This is a genomic window from Streptomyces sp. NPDC059832, assembly GCF_042731715.1.
Classification (GTDB): Bacteria; Actinomycetota; Actinomycetes; order Streptomycetales; family Streptomycetaceae; genus Streptomyces.
In genome coordinates this window covers 1-3,265 of the sequence record NZ_JBHWIY010000090.1, presented here as the reverse complement: position 1 = coordinate 3,265, position 3,265 = coordinate 1, and the positions used below count along the sequence as shown (strand labels likewise).

General features: G+C 65.0%; 2 protein-coding genes and 2 pseudogenes. 2 read left to right on the top strand and 2 right to left on the bottom strand.

Annotated features, from left to right (window positions below):
- Window positions 1–360 precede the first annotated feature (360 nt).
- Window positions 361–756: pseudogene (locus tag ACFV8T_RS45260) on the bottom strand (transposase); the annotation flags it as partial.
- A gap of 397 nt (window positions 757–1,153) precedes the next feature.
- Between ACFV8T_RS45260 and ACFV8T_RS45255 the strand changes: the two are divergent.
- Window positions 1,154–2,389: an IS110 family transposase gene (locus ACFV8T_RS45255; protein ID WP_266693487.1), complete on the top strand. Its 1,236-nt coding sequence runs from the start codon at window positions 1,154–1,156 to the stop codon at window positions 2,387–2,389.
- Between the two features lie 33 nt (window positions 2,390–2,422).
- On the opposite strand, the pseudogene ACFV8T_RS45250 reads toward ACFV8T_RS45255, so the two are convergent.
- A pseudogene (locus tag ACFV8T_RS45250) lies at window positions 2,423–2,794 on the bottom strand (transposase family protein); the annotation flags it as partial.
- Window positions 2,795–2,852: 58 nt separating this feature from the next.
- On the opposite strand from ACFV8T_RS45250, the gene ACFV8T_RS45245 reads away from it, so the two are divergent.
- Window positions 2,853–3,125, top strand: a complete 273-nt coding sequence (locus ACFV8T_RS45245; RefSeq protein WP_351442815.1) for a hypothetical protein — start codon at window positions 2,853–2,855, stop codon at window positions 3,123–3,125.
- The last annotated feature ends 140 nt before the right edge of the window (window positions 3,126–3,265 follow it).

The window sequence follows — 3,265 nt, the reverse complement described above, 5'->3', positions numbered from 1 at the left end:
GTGTGCCTCTGTCTTTTTTTTTTGTTTTTTTTTTCTCTTCTTTTTTGTCCCTCTTCCTGCTTCTCTGTGCTTGTTCTTCCTCTTCCCCCCCCCCCCCCCGCCACAGATCGCCAGGTGGCCTTTCCGCTCAGCCCTCGCGCTGCTTCTGGATGTAGTGGGCGGCGATATCCGCACCGGCAAGAAGCGTGGCCAGCACCCAGCCCCGGCTACCGTCATGCGCATGCTGCGCGAGCACGACGAGCAGACAACCGCGGCCCCTCTGGAGCCCACAGCCTGACCTGCGACTCAGTCCTTAAGCGTTGTCCCGTAAATGATCTATGAGTGACTTCGGGCATGGTGGGCTGCTGTGCGGCGGGCGGTCTATCCGGCGAGGGCGAGGTTGTGCATCCGTGCGATGCCGAGCATGGCGTGGTGGACACCGTCGCCTTTGAGGCGGCAGTCGCGGAGGATCTTCCAGGTCTTCATGCGGGCGAAGACGTGCTCGACACGGGCGCGGACCTGTTTGTGGGACTTGTTGTGGGCCTGCTTCCACCCGGGCAACTCCTCGCCCGTGCGGCGCCGGTGGGGCATCACGAGCCCGGTGCCGGGATAGCCGCCGTCGGCGATGGTCATCGTGGTGCCGACGGCGGCCTTCGCGCCGGATTCCTCCCATGCCTTGCAGTCGTTGCGGTTGCCGGGCAGGGACCGGCCGACGACCACGACGAGGCGGGTGTCGGCGTCGATGACGACCTGGTGGTTGGTGGAGTACCGGTAGTTCTAATAGGTCGTCGGTGAGCCCGAGCACGGAAGTGCAAGGGACCCGATTCGAGGTGGAAGCCTGCCGCCGTTCTGGGGCTTTGATCCCTGTGTTCAGACCGGCTCTGCCTCGCCCACGCCCTGCCGGGCGGAGACCTTCGGTAGTTCCGGGACCTTGATCTCTCGTCAAAGACCGGTCCTGCCCGGCAGGAGCTCGGATCCAGGTTTCATGTCCTCAGCCCGCCGACAGGGGCCACCTCTCAGCAGTTCGCGAGCCATGAGCTCTCCAGCAGACCGAGGTCCCTGTCGGTCGCTGGAGACACGAACGGCTCATGAGATGGCGTGCCTTGAGCACTTCTATTAGAGCGCCGCGTGCTCCGCACCGGTCCAACCTGCAGATTCATACGGAGGCACAGGGTTGAACAAGATCTTCTGCGGCATTGACTGGGCGGAAGGGCATCACGACATAGCCCTGGTCGACCAGGACGGAACCCAAGTTGCAAAGCTACGGATCAGCGACGACAGCGCCGGCTTCCACGCACTGATAGAACTTCTGGCCCAGCACGGTGACAGCACAGCAGAACCGATCCCGGTCGCCATCGAGACGCCCCGCGGGCTTCTCGTCGCCGCCTTGCGGGCCACCGGCCGCCAGATATACGCAATCAATCCATTGGCCGCGGCTCGATATCGCGACCGCGCCAGTGTCTCCCGGGCCAAGTCCGATGCAGCGGACGCCCGGGTTCTGGCCAACATCCTCCGGACCGACCGGCATGCCCACCGGCCTCTGCCCGACGACAGCGAAGCGGGGCAGGCCGTCGCCGTCCTGGCCCGCGCTCACCAGGACGCCATCTGGGACCGGCAACAGATGATCAACCGGCTTCGGTCACACCTGCGCGAGTACTATCCAGCCGCCCTCACTGCCTTTCACGGCGCTGGAAAACCCGGACTCGACTCGCCGCGCGCCCGCGTGATCTTGACTGCCGCACCCACGCCGGCCGACGCCGCCAAGCTCACCCGCAGCCAGCTGCGCGCGCTGCTCAAGCGCGGTGAACGTCCACGTTGTGGGATCGAAGCCGAGGTCGAGCGACTTCGGACAATCTTCCGCGCGGACTCCCTGCGGCAGCTGCCGCAGGTCGAGCAGGCTCTGGGACAGCAGGCAGTGGCACTCATCCGGCAGGTCGACGCCGCTTGCGTCAGCGTGGCCCAGTTGGCCGTGGCGACGGAAGAGGGATTCCTCGCGCACCCGGATGCCGAGATCATCACCAGTTTCCCAGGGCTCTCCGTGCTCTCTGGAGCACGCGTTCTCGCCGAGATCGGAGACGACCGCGGACGCTTCGCGGACGCCAGAGCCATGAAGGCATACGCCGGCGCGGCTCCTGTCACACGGGCCTCCGGCCGCAGCCACGTGGTTGTGGCCCGGACCGTCAAGAACCAGCGATTGGCATCAGCCGGACACATGTGGGCCTTCGCGGCCCTGCGCACGCAGGCTCCACGCGCCCACTACGACCGACGGCGTGCTGGTGGAGAACGGCATACCGCAGCTCTCAGGAACCTGTTCAACAAGCTGCTCGGCTGCCTCTTCCACTGCCTACAGCACCGCACACTTTTCGACCCCGACCGTGCCTTCGCACCACCCATGGATCTTGCTGCCTGAGCGCCTACTTGACCCGCCAGCGACATGAGATGTCTTCGACTGCTCGGCCACGGTGTGATCCCGGGTGGGGACCAGAGTGCCGTCGACGATGAGCACCGTGTCCTTCGCGAACCGCTTGCGGGGCTGGAGGGCGAGCATCGGCCCGAGGTGATCGATGATCCGGTCCGCCGCCGACTTGGAAACCCCGAACAGCGGGGCCAGTTGGCGCATGGTCAGGTTCGTCCGCCAGTAGGCCGCGACCAGCAGCGCCCGGTCCTCCAGCGGCAAGCTCCATGGCCGACCCCTGCGGACTGCGTCCGCACCCTCCCGCCGCAGAACTGTCACCAGTTTCCCGAACTGGCGCGGACTCAGCCCGGTGAACGGGGCTATCCAAAACGGCTCCGACGCCGTGATCACACCAGCCACGCGAAGATCATCGCAGGATGGTTAGGGTGCCTTCGTCGAGCCGACGGACTGGAGACGAATGATGGAGCAGACCGAAGCTCTGCAACTCGCGGTGGCATTTCTCGCGAGCAGTCAGGGCGAGTACGAGCCGCCTCTTGCCATCGACACAGAGCAAGTCCGCCAGAGCAACGGGCTCCTGATCGTGCCTTACAACTCAGTGCAGTACCTCGCCTCGCGTGATGACAGGGAGCAGTTGTTGGACTGCTGGCCCATCCTCGTCGACCTTGAACGCGGACACGTGCGGTTCGGGACCCTGGGCGAGCGGCATCTGTGGAAGAACCCGAGCACCTGACGAGGCTGTGGCTGTCCGCAACCACAGTTACGGGACAAGCCTTAGCTTGGTCTTTAACCTGTGCGGCGTGGACGTGGGGTCGTTGACTTCTTCGTCCGTCGCTTCGAGGGGCCTGGTTTGCCGACTGTGTGGACGTCGTA